Genomic DNA, 17,228 nt, shown 5'->3' with positions numbered 1-17,228 from the left:
AGGAGGACTGCGCATGCAGCAAATTGAAAAACAGGTTGTTGACTGGCTGGATGATCATCTGGCCAAAGCCATCCGTCTTCTTAAAAGACTGGTCGGCGAAAAAAGTACATTTGGAGCGGAATTCAACGCCCAGGCCATTGTCCTTGAGAAGCTGCGGCAATTCAAGATGGATATTGATGTATGGGAACCGAGCCTGAAGCAATTAAAACAGCATCCGTATTTCAAATCAGACCGGACTGATTTTAGCGAAAGCCCAAACATTGTCGCTAAAAAAGCAGGAGAAAGCAACGGAAGGTCCCTGATTTTGAATGGGCATATCGATGTTGTGCCCGCAGGAGACATAAAAGCATGGAAGTCTGAGCCTTTTCAGGCCGCGGAGGAAAACGGGAGAATTTACGGCCGCGGTTCTACTGATATGAAGGGAGGCAATACAGCCCTTCTTTTTGCATTAGAAGCGCTGCACGCCTGCGGTGTCAAATTGAAGGGAGATTTATTTTTTCAAAGTGTTGTAGACGAAGAGTGCGGCGGCGCAGGAACGCTGTCGGCCATTATGAGAGGCTATCGGGCTGATGGGGCGCTTATTCCGGAACCCACTAATATGAAGCTATTCATCAAACAGCAAGGCTCACTATGGTTCCGTATAACTGTTAAAGGTTTATCGGCGCATGGCGGCACACGCTATGAAGGGGTGAGCGCCATCGAAAAAAGCATGCATGTCATCTCAGCCCTTCAAGAGCTGGAAAAAGTCCGAAATGCCAGAATCTCTGATCCGCTTTATGAAGGCATCCCGATTCCGGTCCCTATAAATGTAGGCTCTATCGCGGGCGGCGAGTGGCCTTCTTCAGTATGCGACCGGGCAGTCATCCAAGGGAGATGCGGAATCGCGCCCCACGAAAAACCCGAAGCGGTGAAAGAAGAAATGACAAACTGGCTGAAGGATTTAGAGTATCGTGATGAATGGTTTAAACGCCACCCTGTCAAGCTCGAATGGTACGGCGCTCAGTGGCTGCCGAATGACTTGCCGAAAGATCATGATTTGGTGTCGGTGCTACAATCATCCTATGAAAAAATTAGACACACTGAACCGGTAATAGAGGCGTCACCGTGGGGAACGGATGGAGGCTTATTACATCATGCGGCTCAGACCCCCGTCATTGTTTTTGGACCCGGTGAAACAAAAACGGCCCATCAGGCGAACGAATATATTGAAATTGAGGCTCTGTTGGAATCTGCTAAAATCATTTCTCTTTTTATAATGGATTGGTGCGGCATCCATGAGCCAGGGAGTGAAGCGGATGATCAGAGTGATAAAGCGTGAGGGCGTCTCGGCTTACGTAGACATTGACCGTTTCAATGAGCGAATCAGAGTCGTCCGATATGAAGGTAAAATCGAAAACGCTTTGCCTGAGATCCTATCTGCAGCAAAAAAGGAGCTCGCTGAAAAAGTGATTGTATATGCCAAGCAACAGGACGAAGCAGAGCTTGCGAAGCATTTATTTGTGACGGAAGGGCTTCTGGATGGCTATTACTTAGGCCATCGCGCGGCTGTGATGGTTCGTTACCTCTCTGAGAACAGAAGACTGACAAATTCCTATTTAGCAGAGCTGGAGATTGTCGAGACATTGTATAAAAAGTCCCCTTCAATACGTCTAACAGCGACGCCGCCTTTTTTGATGAGCAGGTGTGAACCAAGGGACATTTACCAGTTGTCGATGCTGTACAAAAAAGTGTTCCGCACTTATCCAACCCCGATTTTTGACCCGGTATATATTGAAAAAACGATGAATGATAACACTGTCTATTATGCTATGTTTGATGACGGCCGGCTGATAGGGGCCGCCAGTGCGGAAGCCAATCCTGCTTTGGGGCATGCGGAAATAACTGACTGTGCCGTGCTCAAGGAATACAGGGGGCATTCACTGATGAATCATTTAATCGCCGCATTGGAAAAAGAAATGGCCGACCGAGAGATTTTTCATGTGTTTTCACTCGCGCGCGCAGCCTCTTATGGAATGAACGCCGTGCTTCATCAATCAGGCTACAGCTATCGGGGAAGATTGATAAACAATTGCTATATATATGAAAGTCTTGAAAATATGAATGTATGGTGCAAGACATTATAAGTTGAGAAATATTCACCATTCCGCCGTAAGGCAAAATGGTGATAAGGAGGAATTCCGTTTGGCAAATCAATGGTTTAAACCGAAGAGGCACTGGAAGGAGATTGAATTATGGAAGGATGTACCCGAAGAAAAGTGGAATGACTGGGTGTGGCAGCTGACGCATACCGTCCGGACACTTGATGAATTAAAAAAAGTCATTCATTTAACTGAAGAGGAAGAAGAAGGAGTCAGAATCTCTACCAAAACCATTCCCTTAAATATTACACCATATTACGCTTCCTTAATGGATCCTGATAATCCCAGATGCCCGATTCGGATGCAGTCTGTTCCGTTATCTGAAGAAATGCACAAAACCAAGTATGACCTTGAGGACCCGCTTCATGAAGATGAGGACTCTCCTGTACCGGGACTGACGCACCGCTATCCGGACCGTGTTCTCTTTCTTGTGACAAATCAATGCTCAATGTACTGCCGGTATTGCACACGCAGACGGTTTTCAGGGCAAATCGGAATGGGAGTGCCTAAGAAACAGCTTGATGCCGCGATTGCTTATATACGTGAGACACCCGAAATCCGTGACTGCCTGATTTCAGGAGGAGACGGTTTACTGATCAACGACCAAATATTGGAGTATATTTTAAAGAATCTCCGTGCCATTCCGCATTTAGAAATCATCAGAATCGGAACAAGGGCACCGGTCGTCTTTCCGCAGCGAATTACCGATAACCTGTGCAAAATATTAAAAAAATATCATCCTGTCTGGCTGAATACCCATTTTAATACAAGCATTGAGATGACGGAGGAATCAGTCGAGGCTTGTGAAAAATTAGTCAACGCAGGCGTTCCCGTCGGAAATCAGGCGGTTATATTAGCGGGTATTAATGATTCAGTTCCGATCATGAAAAAGCTTATGCACGATTTAGTGAAAATCAGAGTGCGCCCTTATTATATTTATCAATGCGATTTGTCAGAAGGCATCGGCCATTTCAGAGCGCCCGTTTCAAAAGGACTTGAAATCATTGAAGGGCTCCGCGGACATACATCCGGGTATGCAGTTCCGACATTTGTCGTTGACGCGCCGGGCGGAGGCGGGAAAATCGCTCTGCAGCCTAATTATGTTTTATCGCAAAGCCCTGATAAAGTCATTTTGCGGAATTTTGAAGGAGTCATCACGTCCTATCCCGAGCCGGAACATTATATTCCGGACCAGGCGGACGCCTACTTTGCGTCTGTGTATCCTGAAGTTTCCGAAAAGAAGGAACCGATTGGATTGAGCGCTATTTTTGCAGACAAGGAGGTTTCCTTCACACCTGAAAACGTATCCCGCATCAAAAGAAGAGAGGCATACACGGCGAACCCGGAGCACGAAACATTAAAAAACCGCAGGGACAAAAGGGATGAACTGAAGGAAAAGAAATTTCTGGCCCAGCAAAAGAAAGAAAAAGAGGGGGCGGAAAGCGGGGGAGATTCATCATGAAAACATGTGAATGGTGCGGCGGGCTTCAAGCATCCCCTTGCGTGACCGCCGTTTACTGGGAGCTTCCTGACGGCACAAAGGCGATAGAAATTACAGAGACACCCGCCTTGTCATGCGCTGACTGCGATATGGTCTATCAAGAGGAGCTGACAATAAAAGAAATTGAAGATCAATTGATTTTAATTGACACAAAAAAGCTTCCTCATACGATAACATTTCAGCAGCTGATGCAAACAGAACGGATTTTGAAGCGCAATTATTTTGATTTCTCCTAAAGTGTGTTTGGTATTCTTTTGTTGTAATTTCATATCTGAAATGTATAATAGAACAACAAAAGACAGACAACAGGAGGGGAAACCCATGAAATCCTTTTACCACTATTTGATGAAATACAGAAATCCAAAACCGAAGGACAGCATCAGTGAGTTTGCAAATCAGGCATATGAAGACCACAGCTTCCCAAAAATGTCCAGCGATTATCATGAGATCAGCTCTTATTTGGAACTGAATGCTGACTACTTGGAAACGATGGCCACTTTTGATGAAGCTTGGGAAAAATACGAGACTGAGGTGCCTCAAATATAAACATGTTTTAAAACCGCATCCCCATGCGGTTTTTTTTGTAAGCGGATTTGATGTCCAGCTTTTGAATATAATTGGATATTTCCTTTGGTTTTCATGCCCATGCGAATTTGTGTCAGCCGGCATACGATAGCGTATGAGAAAGTCGCGGCAAGGGGGAGACAGCATGAAGCAAAACAAACCGAAATTCCAAGTAGGAGATATCGTGGTTGTCGTGATGTACGGAACAGTCGGAACGATTACGAAGGTACATCAGATTGAAAAACATTTTCTTTATGAAGTCAACCATAATGAAGTATTATATTTCGAAACGTCCATTCAGCTTTATAAGGATTATGAAGGCGTCATTGTAGATATGGAGAAACTGGATATTGAATATGAATTTCTCATTGGTGATGTCGTCTATGTAAAGGACTATGGAAAGGAACTGTTTCGAATTATCGGCCATAGAACGGAGATATGGAGATACTTGGAAGACGGGTGGGAAGATATTATTTATGAGCTGACTCGCTTAAAGGATGGAGAGTGGCTTGAAACGGAGGAAGAGGATCTCACGCTGGTTCTGAGAAAATATGAAATGGACCAGTTTGTGCATCAGCTTTTGTTTGTCCATTATGTCGGAGAAACAGCTCATGAGATCGGCGAAGATGTCATATCGACCGCTCTTCTTCAGTTTGAAGGCGATGCTGAAGTCCAAGATAACCTTCACGTTCTAGCTGTATCTATTGTGGATGAGCTTTTAGACATTTATAACGACTATAAAATCCTGTATGAAATATTTCAGGATGAAGAATATAAAGATATGATGAATTTTGTGCTGGATAGTTTAAAGGAGCATTTCGGCTAGCTTGCTAAAAAACGGACGGTGACATATAAGAAGTAAGGAAAGCAGCCTATAAGCATGATATAAGACATTATTTTCAGCACCTTTTCCATCATCAGATCAAATCCATCTCCGTCCAGTGCAGCCATCATTTTTGTGATCATTACTCATGCCCCCATGCTTGTTTTTTTATTCATGTATATGAGAAAAAGAATTGTTTAGAACAACCCGGTATAATTTGGCCGTCCATTTCATAAAACATAAAAAAGGAGGCGGTACTGTCATGAAAGAAATAGATCTTGTGATTGATACAGAAGAAATCGCTGAATTTTTTTACAAAGAACTCGCAAAACGGGGCTACATACCATGTGAAGAGGAGATATTTGAAATAGCCGATATCACCTTTGATTATTTATTAGAAAAATGTATGATAGATGAAGAGCTGGATGATGAATGTTAAACGTCTAACCGGAGTGAGGCAGCTCCGGTTTTTTTATACGGCCTATGAAACAGGAGGGGAAGAAAATTGTACAAGCCGGTCAGTCTGTTTGTTTTGTTTATCTTTTTAACGGCAGTGATCCATATCAATGCTGTCCAATTCTTTGATGATACCGTGATGCAGGCAGCGGCTCATATGAGGCAGCCCTGGCTGAACCATGTCATGTTATGGTGTACCCAGCTTGGTTCGTCAGCTTTTTTATTCCCTCTGATTATCATAGTCGGAGCAGTGCTGCTGGCGTACACCAAAACATGGGACGGCATTTTGTTACTCGTCATGTTTCTTTGTGAACGTCTCTTGAACCGCGGTTTAAAAGATTGGATTGAAAGGGCGAGGCCCGCCTTTGAACCGCTCGTCCGCGAAACGTCCTATAGCTTTCCGAGCGGACACTCCATGAATGCGGCGTGCGTGTATCCTATTATCGCGTATCTGTTAGTGAAGCATATCCCTTTTTTGACTGCCCGCAAAAAGGCGGTTTACACTCTTATTTGTGTTCTTGTCGTCCTTGTCGGCGCAAGCAGAATCTATCTTGGCGCGCATTTCTTTACAGATGTTCTCGGGGGCTTCAGCGTAGGACTTATGCTGTTTTTCCTCTTGAAACTTTTTGACGAAAAGTATAGGCCATTCGACAAAAATAGAGAGAGGAAAACAGGGGAAAAACGCTAATACTATAAAGAAATAAGAGGGAGGGATCTTGATGCCATTACCGTTGTCTGTATTTAAAAAGAAACCTTGTGCTTATGATGTGACAATTTTTCAAACACCCCGCTATGGTGAGAAAAAAGGTTATAAAGTCGTCTATCGGACGGAACTTGACGGCAGCAATCATCAAGAAGTGCTGAAAAGGGCATTTTCAACATTTAATGTTTTTGATACAGTCCCAAATGATTATCAGGCAAGGTTTATGGCGACAGGAGATGTGATCCTGATTGATGAAGGTAAAAGAGGCAAAACCTATTATAAACTGCTTTCCACAGGCTGGAGCAAGATTAACCGCCTGATCGTACAAGCCACATAACGAAAAAAACTGCGGACGCCCGCAGTTTTTCTTTATCTTTAAGGCTTTCGCTTAGCAGCGGAATGCTCTTTTCCATGCGCTTCTTCAGCCGCAATGACATCTTCAGCTGGCACATGGTTATTCTTTTTTTGTCCGGTTATGCGGTTTCGCTGTTTTTTGCCCATGTTCTACACCCCTCCTTTTGCTGTTAGGTTTTCATGTAACCGTTTGAATTATCCGTAACCGCCGACTTTTAAGCTTGAATCATTTTCTTTTTTTACCCATTCATTTATAATCAATGCTGAAGTTTGTCTCATCGTGCCATTCATTGTAAAATGAAAGGGATGACATAATGGGAGTGCAGGAGGAATAAAACATGAGTGTACATATAGGTGCGGAAAAAGGGCAGATTGCCGATACAGTGCTGCTGCCGGGAGATCCACTCAGAGCCAAATTTATCGCTGAAACGTATCTTGAAAATGTGGAATGCTACAATGAAGTAAGAGGCATGTACGGCTTTACGGGCACGTATAAAGGAAAAAAAATATCCGTTCAAGGAACGGGAATGGGTGTGCCGTCTATTTCAATTTATGTGAATGAATTGATTCAAAGCTATGAGGTGCAGAATTTAATCAGAGTAGGGTCTTGCGGCGCCATCCGTGAAGATGTTAAAGTTCGCGACGTGATTTTGGCGATGACCTCCTCAACGGATTCACAAATGAACCGGGTCGCTTTCGGCAGCATTGATTTTGCTCCGTGCGCAGATTTTGATCTTCTCAATCAAGCATATGAAGCGGCTAAACAAAATGGTGTCCCTGTAAGAGTGGGCAGCGTATTTACAGCCGATCAATTTTACAATGAAGATTCACAGATCGCAAAGCTTGCAAAATACGGCGTGCTCGGTGTAGAAATGGAAACGACAGCTTTGTACACATTAGCGGCAAAGCATAACAGAAAAGCACTTTCTATCCTGACTGTGAGCGATCATGTATTGACAGGTGAAGAGACAACGGCAGAAGAGCGCCAAACAACTTTTCATGATATGATAGAAGTAGCTTTACATTCTGTATCTTAATTGGATAAAAAGAGGCATGCTGGAAGCAGCGGCCTTTTCTTTATGGGTAAAGCATGATTTGAAAAAAGGAAGGTAATGGTGTAATGAAAAAAACCAGTAAATGGTTCTCACTGGCCGCCGCGCTCAGTGTAACGGCAATTGTCGGAACGGGCTGCAGTATCTCGAACGGAGACGAAAAAAAGGATACGCAATCCTCTGCCGAAACCAAACAGTCAGATGAGAATTCATCAAACAGCAAAACAGCAACAAACACAACGGACAAGGAGTTTTTGCTCGAAAGCAAATACTTTAATAATATCAAGGAAGTAAACGGGCTGGAAACGATCCAAAATCCGGACAACATCCTGGCGCTTGTGAATAAGGAATACGCACTGCCGGGAACCTATGAACCTAGTGATCTCGTCATCCCGAATGTAAAATTTTCTTTTGATGAAAAAATCCAAAAAAGATATATCAGAAAAGAAGCGGCTAAAGCATTAGAAGAATTGTTTAATGCGGGAAAAGAGAAAGGCTACGAGCTTGCTGCTGTATCAGGATATCGCGCTTATGACAGACAAGAAGTAATTTTTAAAAATGAAGTCAGTCAAAAAGGCGAAAAGAAAGCGAAGGAAGCGGTTGCCTATCCTGGACAAAGCGAGCATCAGACAGGGCTTGCGATGGATATTTCCAGCAGAAGCAACGGTTTTGAACTCAATGAAGCGTTTGGAGGTACAGACGATGGCAAATGGGTACAGAATCACGCGTATGAATATGGTTTTATCATCCGCTATCCTAAAGGTAAAGAAAATGTCACAAAATATGAATACGAACCATGGCATTTACGTTATGTAGGCAAAAAAGCAGCCAAAGTCATCCATGATCACGGCTTAACACTGGAAGAATATTTTAATGAAGTGAAGAAAGTATGAGAGAAAGCCCGCTTGCAACAGTCAAGCGGGCTTTTTTCTGCATTAAAAAAAGAACAATCCTGCCAGTGCCACACCGGCAATAAATCCGAGACCGATGCCGTACGCTCCGTATCCATACCCATAGCCGCCGTAATAGCCGCCATAAAATCCGAGTCCGAAGCCTCCCAGACCGGATTGATGAACAGGTGTGATGAAGACTTTGCTGTTTGTGACATGGGTGATTCTGCCAACGTGAACCCTGCCGTTTTTCTCTGTAATTCTAGCAACTTTTCCTTGGTGCTTGCGGCAGAGATGATAATACTTTTCCAATATGATTCCCTCCTATCCTGCCTTTCTATCAGCTTATGATAGATTTTCTAAAAAGGTTGGACGAAAGCAGGAGGTTAAACGCCGATTTACTTATACGCGAAAAAGACACAGTGCCCCATATACTCGCTATATGTCTGCATGAGCTCATAATGGGCTTGCAGCGTGTCATAGTAAATCGGCGGAATTGAAAGGGACAAATCCATTTCAGTTGTCGGTTCATGATCGGTATTCTCTTGATGAAGTTCAATTGTTTCTGTTTTGCGAAAGCCATGCTGCATCATCGTTTGCTTCCATTCAGCCTCATCAAATAACTCGGTAAACCCATAGAAATCCATCATTTTTTTCTTTTCTGCACCGGACAGAGGCTTTTTCAGCGCTGCTTCTATTCCAATCAGCATTCCGCCGGGCTTCAGCACCCGGTAAATGTCCGGCAGCGAGGATGGAATATGAGAGAAACTGAGAACGGATTCCGACAGAACGGCAGAAAAGGTTTCAGTGGAAAAGGGAAGCTCTTCAAGATTAGCGAGATAAGCGGGAATTGACAGTCCTTCACTTGCGAATCTTTTTTTGGCCTTTTCCAGCATGACGGGGTCTTTGTCGATTACAGTGACTGGGTACAATAAATGTCCCAAATATGCGGCGGTCTGCCCGGTTCCGCACCCGGCATCAAGGATCGGCAGGTTAGAGGGCAGAGCGGCCTTCCGTAATACGGTTTTCGTGAAAGCAAGCCCGCCCGGATGTGCTCCTGCAACACCGAATAAGGAAAGCATTTCTAAATAGCGGCTCAAAGTTCGATTCCTCCCTTCTGCGTCAGCATATGTTGAGAGAAAAACATAGGTTTACCTATTAGGGAAAGAAAGGCGCGAATCTTCATTTTAGGGTTCGAGTTGACGAATAGAGGTTCGTCTATGATAATAATGTAAGAATAAAAAGGTGGTGTTTAATTGAAACGGCAACTTAAACTGTTTTTTGTCGTGCTGATTACAGCGGTCGTGGCTTCGGCGCTTACTTTGTTTATTACCGGCAATTCATCCATTATCGGCGAGAAATCAGCCGGTACCGGAGATAGCAAATTCGATAAGCTGAATAAAGCATATGAGCAGATCAAAAGTGATTATTACAAAAAAACAGATGACGACAAATTAGTAGACGGAGCAATTAAAGGAATGATTGAATCCCTGGACGATCCATATTCAACCTATATGAATCAAGAGGAAGGAAAATCATTTGAAGAAAGCATTTCCTCTTCCTTTGAGGGCATCGGCGCTCAAGTAGAGGAAAAAGATGGTGAGATCTTAATCGTATCACCGATAAAAGGATCGCCTGCCGAAAAAGCGGGAGTAAAACCGAAGGATCAAATCGTAAAAGTGAACGGCAAAAGCGTCAAAGGCATGAATGTGAATGAGGCTGTCGCTTTAATCCGCGGCAAAAAAGGCTCAAAAGTCAAGCTTGTGCTGAACAGAGCTGGTGTGGGAGAAATTGATCTATCTATTAAAAGAGATACTATTCCGGTAGAAACGGTATACTCCGAGATGAAAGAAAACAACATCGGAGAAATTCAAATCACATCATTCTCAGAATCAACTTCAAAAGAACTGACAGAAGCGATCAACAGCTTGGAGAAAAAAGGCGCCAAAGGTTATATCTTGGACCTAAGAGGAAATCCGGGCGGCTTGATGGATGAGGCCATTACAATGAGCAACCTGTTTATTGATAAGGGTAAAAATATCATGCAGGTTGAATATAAAGATGGAACAAAAGAAGTCATGAAAGCAAAAAAAGACCGCCAAGTCACAAAACCGACTGTTGTCCTCGTGAATGACGGCACAGCAAGCGCCGCAGAAATTATGGCAGCCGCCCTTCACGAATCGTCAGGGATTCCGCTGATCGGAGAGACAACTTTTGGAAAAGGAACCGTGCAAACGGCTAAAGAATATGACGACGGTTCAACAGTCAAACTGACGATGGCCAAATGGCTGACAGCGGACGGAGAATGGATTCACAAAAAAGGCATTACGCCTCAGGTGAAAGCGGCACTCCCTGATTATGCGAAGCTGCCGTATTTGGACGCTGATAAAACATATAAATCCGGTGATTCCGGCAATAACGTAAAAGTTGCCCAGCAAATGCTGAAGGCGCTTGGTTATAAAGTGAATGTCAACAGCACATATGACAAAGCGTTCGAAACGGTTGTGAAACAATTCCAAGCAAAAGAAAAGCTGAAAGAAACGGGCGTTCTTACTGGAGATACAACGACAAAATTAATGACGGAATTGCAAGGAAAACTGTCCGACAATGATACTCAAATGAAACAAGCAATCGAAACCTTGAAGAAAAAGATGTAAAGGAAAAACCATACGCGGAGACCCGCGTATGGTTTTTCATGCGCCTTTTTGATTTGGATTTGAAGGCCGCTGCTTATTAAATAAACCTTCAATTACAGGGTTAGTCCCTGCTTTTTTCACAAATAACGGGTTGAGGATCACAACAGCGGCGACGTTTGCTGCCAAGCCCCAGAATCCCTCGTAAATACCGTGTGAAGACTGTGTGATATACACAGTAAAAGTAACAGCGAGTCCGGCTAATAAACCGATAATCGTCGCTTCTCTCGTTTGCTTTTTCCAAAACAGGCTCACGGCAATGGCGGGGAAAATCTGAACCATGCCGGAAACACCTAAAAGCTGCAGCGTCACTAGCGCAGTCGGGAAGAGCATTCCGAAAAGCAAAGCAAGCCCGATTACGACAAACACCATTGATCGGGTGATCATCGTCAGTTTCTTTTGAGAAACATTCGGATGAAGCAAGTCGCGATATAAGTTGTTCGCGAATAAATTAGACGCCCCGATTGCCATAATGGAACACGGAATAAGTGAAGCAAGGGCAATGGTAGAGTAAGCAAACCCTTGTGCGACGCCGCCATACGACATTTGAATTAAATGAAGAAGCGCCAGTCTCGGATTTGTATCCTCAGGCAAAACAAGAAACGCAATAAAGCCAAGAAAAATGACAAGAATCAGCACGATATTATAAAGCGGCAAAAACATGCTGTTCTTCCGGACGGCATCAGCGCTTTTGGCCGTAAAAACGCCAGTGGCGGCATGGGCCCACATAAACAGGGCCAAAGCGGACACAATAGAGGCTGTGATAAACCACGGGATGCCTTTAGGGCCTTCTGTCGGAATCGTCAGCATTTGCGGCGCTTCTTTCACAAGCGTATCTATCATCGGCGTCCAGCCGTTAAAGTGAATGATCGGAAGAGACACAACCATAAACAGCATAATCACCCATACTAAAATATCTTTAATAATAGCAGTGTATGTAGGTCCTTTAATTCCGCTGAAAAATGTGTAAAGAGCTACAAGAATAAATGAAATAATCACAACGAACTTTACGTTAATATAACCTGTTCCTGCAACCTGAAGCGTGTCTTGTATCCCGCTTAGCTGAAGACAAATATACGGAATCAGCATGAACACGCCGACTATGGCGACAAGGCTTGCCAAAAGTTTGCTGTCGAAGCGTTCCCGCGCATAATCGGCAAGTGTCGTTAATTTGTGGATTTTTGCGACCTTCCAAAGCTTCGGCAAAAAGAAATAAGCGATAAAATACGCTAAGACAGAGTAAGGGATGGCGAAAAAGGCGACACTGCCTCCTGTATAAGCGGTACTAGTAAGCCCTAAGAATGTATAGGCGGTGTATAGATCTGCCCCAACTAAAAACCAGACGAGAAGCCCGCCGAAGCGCCTGCCTCCGACAGACCATTCTTCAACAGATGTTCTGGAGGATTTGTCTCTTCCGGCGACAAAACCGATACAGACAACAGTTAAAACAATAACGGCTGTGATAAGAAGTGCGGTTAAATTACCTTGCATTATTCAATTCCTCCATCTTTTTTCTGCAACCTATAAATACACAATGAGCATAATGGCGTGATGACAATCCACAGCAGCAGCCAAAGGTGGAAAAAAGGAAGCCCGAACATAATCGGTTCAATCCGGTTAACCAGCGGAAGCAGCGCGAGCTGACCGGAGGGTAAGAGAATAAGAAGGATAATCAGTGCTTTTTTTACCATTTACTTTCCCCCTAAAACGTGATAATGCTCACTATCATAGCAGTTGTAAGATAAGATCACAAGATAATTATTAGAAAAAAGTGATTTTTTAAATTACTTTATTCAAACACATTGTTTGCATTCCGAAAAAAATAAAATTACAATATTAAATATCTCGAAATCAAGATAAATAGGAGTGGGAAAATGAAAACAGCAGGGTTGCATCATATCACTGCATTTGCAAAAGATCCTCAAGAGAATCTGCGTTTTTATACAGAGGTGCTGGGGCTTCGCCTCGTTAAAAAAACAGTCAATTTTGATGATCCACGAACATATCATTTTTATTTCGGCAACCAAAACGGTGAGCCAGGCACGATCATCACGTTCTTTCCTTTCCAAGGGAGCGGCCGGGGGACTGTAGGCAAAGGCCAGGCGGGAAGAATCTATTTTTCAGTGCCGAAAGGGTCGCTCTTTTTCTGGAAAACAAGACTTGAAAAAAATGGACTGCAAGTAACGGAACAGACATTGTTGTCTGAACAAATTCTTTTGTTTCATGATACGGAGGACCTCCCGCTCGCCATTATGGAAGATGCCCAAAGCAAAAAAAGCGAATGGACGGCAGAAGGTATAACAAAAAACGAGGCAATCATAGGGATGAAAGGGGTTTTGCTTTATTCTTACGCCCCAGAAGCAACCATTCAATTTTTGATTGAAAAGTTTGGATACAACAAAATCCAGGAAGAGGATCAAATTGTAAGACTCAAGTCCTCCGCGGATATAGGCGATATCATCGACGTCCATCTGCGTCCTGAAAAAAGAGGATCAGGCGGTTATGGCACCGTTCATCACGTGGCATTTCGAACAACGAGTGAGGAACAGGCGAAGTGGAAGGACGTGCTTCTGGCTGAACGCCTTTCATCCTCAGAAATCCTTGACAGAGAATATTTCACATCTATTTATTTTCGGGAACGAGGAGGCATTTTATTTGAAATGGCGACAGATGATTTTTTGCCTTCTTCATCCCATAGGCGGAATTTTAACGACTTAAGACTTGTTGCCAGTGTAATGGTCGGAACGTTTTGCAATGGTTCAGTGTTGTTATGCACTTTTTCAAGCTTATAGTTTGGGACTCTCGGGCTTAAATGATGAACATGATGGAAACCGATATTGCCTGTTAGCCATTGCATGACTTTTGGAAGCTTATAAAAAGAGCTTCCTTCAACTGCTGCTTTTACATATTCCCAATGCTCATTTTCTTCAAAATAAGAATCCTCAAACGTATGCTGAATATAAAACATCCAAATTCCGAGGGATCCCGATATTATAAAAATTGGAACCTGAACCAGCAGGAAGTTTTGCCAGCCAATAGCCCAACATAAAAGTGCTGCCAAAGCGACGATCCCCAGGTTCGTTACATACGTATTCATCCGTTCTTTGCGTTTTGCCCCTTTACGATTAAAACGATTGGTAATCCCGAAGACGTAAATCGGCCCAACAATAAACATAACAAACGGATTTCTGTACAAACGGTACATTATTTTTGTCTTAGTTGAGGCTTCCTTATATTCCTCAACGGTCAGTACCCAAATATCTCCTGTACCGCGTTTGTCCAGGTTGCTGCTTGTCGCATGATGGACAGAATGGTCGTGTGCCCAATGATCAAAAGGATGCAGAGTCAGAATTCCTGTAATTGTTCCAAGGATTCGATTCGCCTTTCTGTTCTTAAAAAAGGAATAGTGGCAGCAATCATGAAAGATGATGAAGGTTCTTACTAAAAAACCTGCCGCAACGACAGAAATCGCTAATGTGAGGAAGTAAGAAATCGACAAGCTCTTATATGCCAAACACCATAACAGGAAAAATGGCACCAATGTGTTAATGATTTGACAAATGCTTTTTTGTAGATCGGACTTTTCATAAGGTGTAACCAATTTCTTCAAAGTCCTTAGGTTTTGTTCCTTCATTTTTTAAAGTTTCCCCTTCCCTGATGGTCTTAATCTAAGTATAGAAAACGTTTTATTGCCTTTAGGTCCCAGCTGTCATATACCATAGTATCTTTCCCATTTCTCTGTAAAATTATTGGAAATTCGGTACTGATTTCCAGCTCAGTTAAATCTTTATTAGCAGAGCCAGCTGGAATACAAATGCGTATGAAGATTATACCCAGCTCTTTATCGGGCCAAACTCTCTCGCTGCTCCCCTATGGGAATCGGTTTATTTAAAACATTGTTTCTAAATTAAAAAGGTTTTTGAAAGTGGTAATGAAGAAAAGGAAGATGATTTGTGGACAAGTAATATTTTTTTATGAGCATTCTGGCAAATGGGGGTATACCATTAGTGACCGTTTGGAAACATCTGCAGAAACAAGGCTTTACCAGTGAACAGCCCCGCTTTTAAAAGAATATCTTGCACTTGAACAAGAAACAGCTAATCTTTTTAAAGAAATCTTTAACAATCAATAACCGTTATTTTTGAAGAACTATTAAGCAAAGAAAAAGGTTTGAAGACACTCGTGATTCATTTCACGGGGTTTTTAACCAGAGTTATCAACAAGCCTCTTAGACCATGTTATAAATTCGATGCAGGATTATTAACATTTTCTAGTTTGCTTAGCGCTTCTGTACTGGTACCCACGCGTTTAAATGGCCAAAACAATAATATTAATTTGCAATTATTTCCGTTTCGTGCTATGATAAAGAAGAATTATTTTTGTTCGTGTAAAGGATAGTATGAATATCGTCTTTTCGTCTTGATGATACTTTGGGCAAGGATAGTAATACAATGTGTGGTAACGCACTAGGAGGCAACAAAAATGGAACAAGGTACAGTAAAATGGTTTAATGCAGAAAAAGGTTTTGGCTTTATCGAACGTGAAAATGGCGACGATGTATTCGTACACTTCTCTGCTATCCAAAGCGAAGGATTCAAATCTCTAGACGAAGGTCAAAAAGTAACGTTTGACGTTGAGCAAGGTACTCGTGGAGCTCAAGCTGCTAACGTTCAAAAAGCTTAGTCTTCAATCGTTTATACAAACAGGCTCTTTATATAGAGTCTGTTTTTTTTTATGTTCTCTGTAAAATACATAAAAAACCCTACTCAAGGTTCGAGTAGGGTGATGGTAAAAGGTAATAGAAAAAGATTTAACGCTTCAAAGGTTTGTTTACAGTATAACATATTGGATTGACAATATGCGGAAAGTATATAAAATATTTATATTTCTTTCCTGTATTTTATTTTTTCACTAACCTGCCTTTAATTTAAATACAAGACAAGTCCTCCAAACCATGTTCAGTAAACCACTTTTCCTGTTCCAAATACTAAGTAGCCATAGTTCGGGCTGTTTAACGAAGAGGCAAAAACATGTGCGAAATTCAAAAAAGTCGGATTAGTTAAAATAACAGCTGATTCATCTGCTATCACAAGAGAAGTAACCCTTTTTCGCTTCTTTCACTCGTTACTTCATTCTTGCGTTGGCATGTGTTTCATTTCTAAAGATTTCGCTATTTTTATTGTTGATCATATATTTAGATGGTACAAACTCGTGTATCTGAACACTTACGATTCACTGTCACAATGAATATGAAAAATTCTTAAAGAGTAAGGGGAAATGGATTGATTTTTGCTGGAAATCATCACTTAAATATACCTAAAACAATGAAAGCCCTACCTCTCTTCCATCTCTACGGCTCCTTGTCCGTGCCAGTGTGAATCAGGATTGAAAAATCAAGTGACTATTTCGTTTTTTTCTAAAATGTTCGCAGAAGAAATGTAAATAATAAAAATGGAATAGAATGCAAATAGTAGTTTTTTAGAATATAAGGATATATAATATTTGTTAATTCAATTATTATTCCGAATTAATTTTCAATAAAAATAGAGGCGTTATCATGGAATTAAAATCAAAGAGATTAGAAGTGCTTAATGTTGTGTTTTTAAATAATTCGTTACATCTTTTTCTGAGTATCACTAGTAAATAAATTCTCTCAATTTATTAAACACTTCAGCTTGTAATATATAGGATTTAATCTGTTGACCGGCATAAAAAGGTTCTAAACATTGTTGCTTATAAAGAATATTAACCATAATATTCTCTTTTAATAAAGGCTCACCTTTACAATTTTTAGCGATCTCTGAAAGCTGAGGGTAGAAAGCTAGAAGGAAGTCGTTTTTCTGGTTAACGCTTTTTTGTTGATTTTTTGCCACTTAGCCTACGACCTACTTTATACTCTTTTGAATTTAAGTAGTAAACAAAGCCTGTTTTAATTTGAGTGGGATTTATATTTTGAAATAGAGTAAGGCTAACATCTTTTATGTGATTAATTCTGCTATTTTCACAAGTTAGTATTCATTCAAGAAAATATTCAGGATAGATTGTGTACCCAAT

The 17,228-nt window shown here is 41.9% G+C and carries 22 protein-coding genes and 1 pseudogene; 15 read left to right on the top strand and 8 right to left on the bottom strand.

Translation table 11 applies throughout. From position 1 onward, the window contains the following. The first annotated feature begins 7 nt into the window (after positions 1-7). The 6 genes from AAHT65_RS18010 to AAHT65_RS17985 all read left to right on the top strand — a co-directional run bounded on the left by AAHT65_RS18010 (position 8) and on the right by AAHT65_RS17985 (position 5,029). On the top strand, positions 8-1,318 hold the full coding sequence (locus AAHT65_RS18010) for a peptidase (RefSeq protein WP_088117405.1): 1,311 nt from the start codon (positions 8-10) through the stop codon (positions 1,316-1,318). Further along, positions 1,296-2,123, top strand: coding sequence for a putative beta-lysine N-acetyltransferase (gene ablB, locus AAHT65_RS18005; protein ID WP_151290527.1), 828 nt, complete (start codon positions 1,296-1,298; stop codon positions 2,121-2,123). The genes AAHT65_RS18010 and ablB overlap by 23 nt, the downstream gene beginning before the upstream one ends. Before the next feature lie 58 nt (positions 2,124-2,181). Further along, the gene (gene ablA, locus AAHT65_RS18000) at positions 2,182-3,600 is read left to right on the top strand and encodes a lysine 2,3-aminomutase (protein WP_343310626.1); all 1,419 of its coding nucleotides are present in this window, start codon (positions 2,182-2,184) and stop codon (positions 3,598-3,600) included. Then, the gene (locus AAHT65_RS17995; RefSeq protein ID WP_094232204.1) at positions 3,597-3,875 is read left to right on the top strand and encodes a YokU family protein; all 279 of its coding nucleotides are present in this window, start codon (positions 3,597-3,599) and stop codon (positions 3,873-3,875) included. The genes ablA and AAHT65_RS17995 overlap by 4 nt, the downstream gene beginning before the upstream one ends. Positions 3,876-3,960: 85 nt before the next feature. Continuing rightward, complete coding sequence (locus AAHT65_RS17990) at positions 3,961-4,185, top strand: YozE family protein (protein ID WP_003325751.1); 225 nt, start codon at positions 3,961-3,963, stop codon at positions 4,183-4,185. 163 nt (positions 4,186-4,348) lie between these two features. Then, the gene (locus AAHT65_RS17985; protein ID WP_003325753.1) at positions 4,349-5,029 is read left to right on the top strand and encodes a hypothetical protein; all 681 of its coding nucleotides are present in this window, start codon (positions 4,349-4,351) and stop codon (positions 5,027-5,029) included. Here the strand turns inward: AAHT65_RS17985 and AAHT65_RS17980 are convergent. Beyond that, positions 5,026-5,169, bottom strand: a complete 144-nt coding sequence (locus AAHT65_RS17980) for a hypothetical protein (RefSeq protein ID WP_088117402.1) — start codon at positions 5,167-5,169, stop codon at positions 5,026-5,028. The genes AAHT65_RS17985 and AAHT65_RS17980 overlap by 4 nt on opposite strands. Positions 5,170-5,288: 119 nt before the next feature. Here AAHT65_RS17980 and AAHT65_RS17975 point away from each other — a divergent pair, with 119 nt between their 5' ends. The 3 genes from AAHT65_RS17975 (at position 5,289) to AAHT65_RS17965 (ending at position 6,522) form a co-directional block, all read left to right on the top strand. Then, positions 5,289-5,465, top strand: coding sequence for a YozD family protein (locus tag AAHT65_RS17975; protein ID WP_003325755.1), 177 nt, complete (start codon positions 5,289-5,291; stop codon positions 5,463-5,465). 66 nt (positions 5,466-5,531) lie between these two features. Further along, positions 5,532-6,170 (top strand): phosphatase PAP2 family protein, encoded by a 639-nt coding sequence (locus AAHT65_RS17970; RefSeq protein ID WP_343310625.1) that lies wholly within the window; start codon positions 5,532-5,534, stop codon positions 6,168-6,170. A gap of 31 nt (positions 6,171-6,201) precedes the next feature. Further along, positions 6,202-6,522: a YodL domain-containing protein gene (locus tag AAHT65_RS17965; RefSeq protein WP_003325757.1), complete on the top strand. Its 321-nt coding sequence runs from the start codon at positions 6,202-6,204 to the stop codon at positions 6,520-6,522. A 38-nt stretch (positions 6,523-6,560) separates the two neighbouring features. Here AAHT65_RS17965 and AAHT65_RS17960 read toward each other — a convergent pair whose 3' ends face one another. Next, on the bottom strand, positions 6,561-6,686 hold the full coding sequence (locus AAHT65_RS17960) for a hypothetical protein (protein ID WP_343310624.1): 126 nt from the start codon (positions 6,684-6,686) through the stop codon (positions 6,561-6,563). Between the two features lie 191 nt (positions 6,687-6,877). Between AAHT65_RS17960 and deoD the strand changes: the two genes are divergently transcribed. Beyond that, the gene (deoD, locus tag AAHT65_RS17955) at positions 6,878-7,576 is read left to right on the top strand and encodes a purine-nucleoside phosphorylase (protein WP_094232201.1); all 699 of its coding nucleotides are present in this window, start codon (positions 6,878-6,880) and stop codon (positions 7,574-7,576) included. Positions 7,577-7,659: 83 nt separating this feature from the next. Further along, a complete protein-coding gene (locus AAHT65_RS17950) occupies positions 7,660-8,484 on the top strand; it encodes a M15 family metallopeptidase (RefSeq protein ID WP_010788955.1) in 825 nt (274 codons plus the stop codon). Between the two features lie 42 nt (positions 8,485-8,526). On the opposite strand, the gene AAHT65_RS17945 is transcribed toward AAHT65_RS17950, so the two are convergent. Together AAHT65_RS17945 and AAHT65_RS17940 are read right to left on the bottom strand one after the other, a co-directional pair. Beyond that, entirely contained in the window at positions 8,527-8,793 is a 267-nt protein-coding gene (locus tag AAHT65_RS17945; protein ID WP_088117399.1) for a hypothetical protein, read from the bottom strand. 86 nt (positions 8,794-8,879) lie between these two features. Beyond that, positions 8,880-9,581 carry a class I SAM-dependent methyltransferase gene (locus AAHT65_RS17940; protein WP_343310623.1) on the bottom strand — a complete coding sequence of 234 codons (702 nt, stop codon included), beginning with the start codon at positions 9,579-9,581 and terminating at the stop codon, positions 8,880-8,882. A gap of 156 nt (positions 9,582-9,737) precedes the next feature. Here AAHT65_RS17940 and AAHT65_RS17935 point away from each other — a divergent pair, with 156 nt between their 5' ends. Then, a complete protein-coding gene (locus AAHT65_RS17935; RefSeq protein WP_343310621.1) occupies positions 9,738-11,138 on the top strand; it encodes a S41 family peptidase in 1,401 nt (466 codons plus the stop codon). A gap of 36 nt (positions 11,139-11,174) precedes the next feature. On the opposite strand, the gene AAHT65_RS17930 is transcribed toward AAHT65_RS17935, so the two are convergent. After that, entirely contained in the window at positions 11,175-12,665 is a 1,491-nt protein-coding gene (locus AAHT65_RS17930) for a sodium:solute symporter family protein (protein ID WP_010788951.1), read from the bottom strand. Next, positions 12,665-12,865: a DUF3311 domain-containing protein gene (locus AAHT65_RS17925; RefSeq protein WP_088117396.1), complete on the bottom strand. Its 201-nt coding sequence runs from the start codon at positions 12,863-12,865 to the stop codon at positions 12,665-12,667. Before AAHT65_RS17925 ends, AAHT65_RS17930 begins: the two co-directional genes overlap by 1 nt. A 183-nt stretch (positions 12,866-13,048) precedes the next feature. Between AAHT65_RS17925 and AAHT65_RS17920 the strand changes: the two genes are divergently transcribed. Continuing rightward, positions 13,049-13,966 carry a VOC family protein gene (locus AAHT65_RS17920; protein WP_425524832.1) on the top strand — a complete coding sequence of 306 codons (918 nt, stop codon included), beginning with the start codon at positions 13,049-13,051 and terminating at the stop codon, positions 13,964-13,966. On the opposite strand, the pseudogene AAHT65_RS17915 reads toward AAHT65_RS17920, so the two are convergent. Continuing rightward, a pseudogene (locus AAHT65_RS17915) lies at positions 13,849-14,808 on the bottom strand (fatty acid desaturase); the annotation flags it as partial. The gene AAHT65_RS17920 and the pseudogene AAHT65_RS17915 overlap by 118 nt on opposite strands. A gap of 149 nt (positions 14,809-14,957) precedes the next feature. Between AAHT65_RS17915 and AAHT65_RS21715 the strand changes: the two are divergent. Further along, positions 14,958-15,080, top strand: coding sequence for a molecular chaperone TorD family protein (locus AAHT65_RS21715; RefSeq protein WP_214918998.1), 123 nt, complete (start codon positions 14,958-14,960; stop codon positions 15,078-15,080). A 576-nt stretch (positions 15,081-15,656) separates the two neighbouring features. Then, positions 15,657-15,857 (top strand): cold shock protein CspC, encoded by a 201-nt coding sequence (gene cspC / locus AAHT65_RS17910; RefSeq protein WP_148963072.1) that lies wholly within the window; start codon positions 15,657-15,659, stop codon positions 15,855-15,857. A 953-nt stretch (positions 15,858-16,810) separates the two neighbouring features. On the opposite strand, the gene AAHT65_RS17905 is transcribed toward cspC, so the two are convergent. Continuing rightward, the gene (locus AAHT65_RS17905) at positions 16,811-17,047 is read right to left on the bottom strand and encodes a hypothetical protein (RefSeq protein ID WP_343310619.1); all 237 of its coding nucleotides are present in this window, start codon (positions 17,045-17,047) and stop codon (positions 16,811-16,813) included. Positions 17,048-17,228: the final 181 nt, after the last annotated feature.

Source organism: Bacillus atrophaeus (assembly GCF_039519175.1).
GTDB classification, from domain to species: domain Bacteria; phylum Bacillota; class Bacilli; order Bacillales; family Bacillaceae; genus Bacillus; species Bacillus atrophaeus.
This window is presented reverse-complemented; position numbering and strand designations above follow the sequence as displayed.

What these genes read in the sequence shown, in the direction of transcription:
- AAHT65_RS17930 (WP_010788951.1), bottom strand. Translation starts at nt 12,665, where the DNA reads ATGCAAGGTAATTTAACCGCACTTCTTATCACAGCCGTTATTGTTTTA.
- AAHT65_RS17980 (WP_088117402.1), bottom strand. Translation starts at nt 5,169, where the DNA reads ATGATCACAAAAATGATGGCTGCACTGGACGGAGATGGATTTGATCTG.
- AAHT65_RS17985 (WP_003325753.1), top strand. Translation starts at nt 4,349, where the DNA reads ATGAAGCAAAACAAACCGAAATTCCAAGTAGGAGATATCGTGGTTGTC.
- AAHT65_RS17995 (WP_094232204.1), top strand. Translation starts at nt 3,597, where the DNA reads ATGAAAACATGTGAATGGTGCGGCGGGCTTCAAGCATCCCCTTGCGTG.
- AAHT65_RS17965 (WP_003325757.1), top strand. Translation starts at nt 6,202, where the DNA reads ATGCCATTACCGTTGTCTGTATTTAAAAAGAAACCTTGTGCTTATGAT.
- AAHT65_RS17950 (WP_010788955.1), top strand. Translation starts at nt 7,660, where the DNA reads ATGAAAAAAACCAGTAAATGGTTCTCACTGGCCGCCGCGCTCAGTGTA.
- deoD (WP_094232201.1), top strand. Translation starts at nt 6,878, where the DNA reads ATGAGTGTACATATAGGTGCGGAAAAAGGGCAGATTGCCGATACAGTG.
- AAHT65_RS17960 (WP_343310624.1), bottom strand. Translation starts at nt 6,686, where the DNA reads ATGGGCAAAAAACAGCGAAACCGCATAACCGGACAAAAAAAGAATAAC.
- ablB (WP_151290527.1), top strand. Translation starts at nt 1,296, where the DNA reads ATGATCAGAGTGATAAAGCGTGAGGGCGTCTCGGCTTACGTAGACATT.
- AAHT65_RS17925 (WP_088117396.1), bottom strand. Translation starts at nt 12,865, where the DNA reads ATGGTAAAAAAAGCACTGATTATCCTTCTTATTCTCTTACCCTCCGGT.
- AAHT65_RS17975 (WP_003325755.1), top strand. Translation starts at nt 5,289, where the DNA reads ATGAAAGAAATAGATCTTGTGATTGATACAGAAGAAATCGCTGAATTT.
- cspC (WP_148963072.1), top strand. Translation starts at nt 15,657, where the DNA reads ATGGAACAAGGTACAGTAAAATGGTTTAATGCAGAAAAAGGTTTTGGC.
- AAHT65_RS17920 (WP_425524832.1), top strand. Translation starts at nt 13,049, where the DNA reads ATGAAAACAGCAGGGTTGCATCATATCACTGCATTTGCAAAAGATCCT.
- AAHT65_RS17990 (WP_003325751.1), top strand. Translation starts at nt 3,961, where the DNA reads ATGAAATCCTTTTACCACTATTTGATGAAATACAGAAATCCAAAACCG.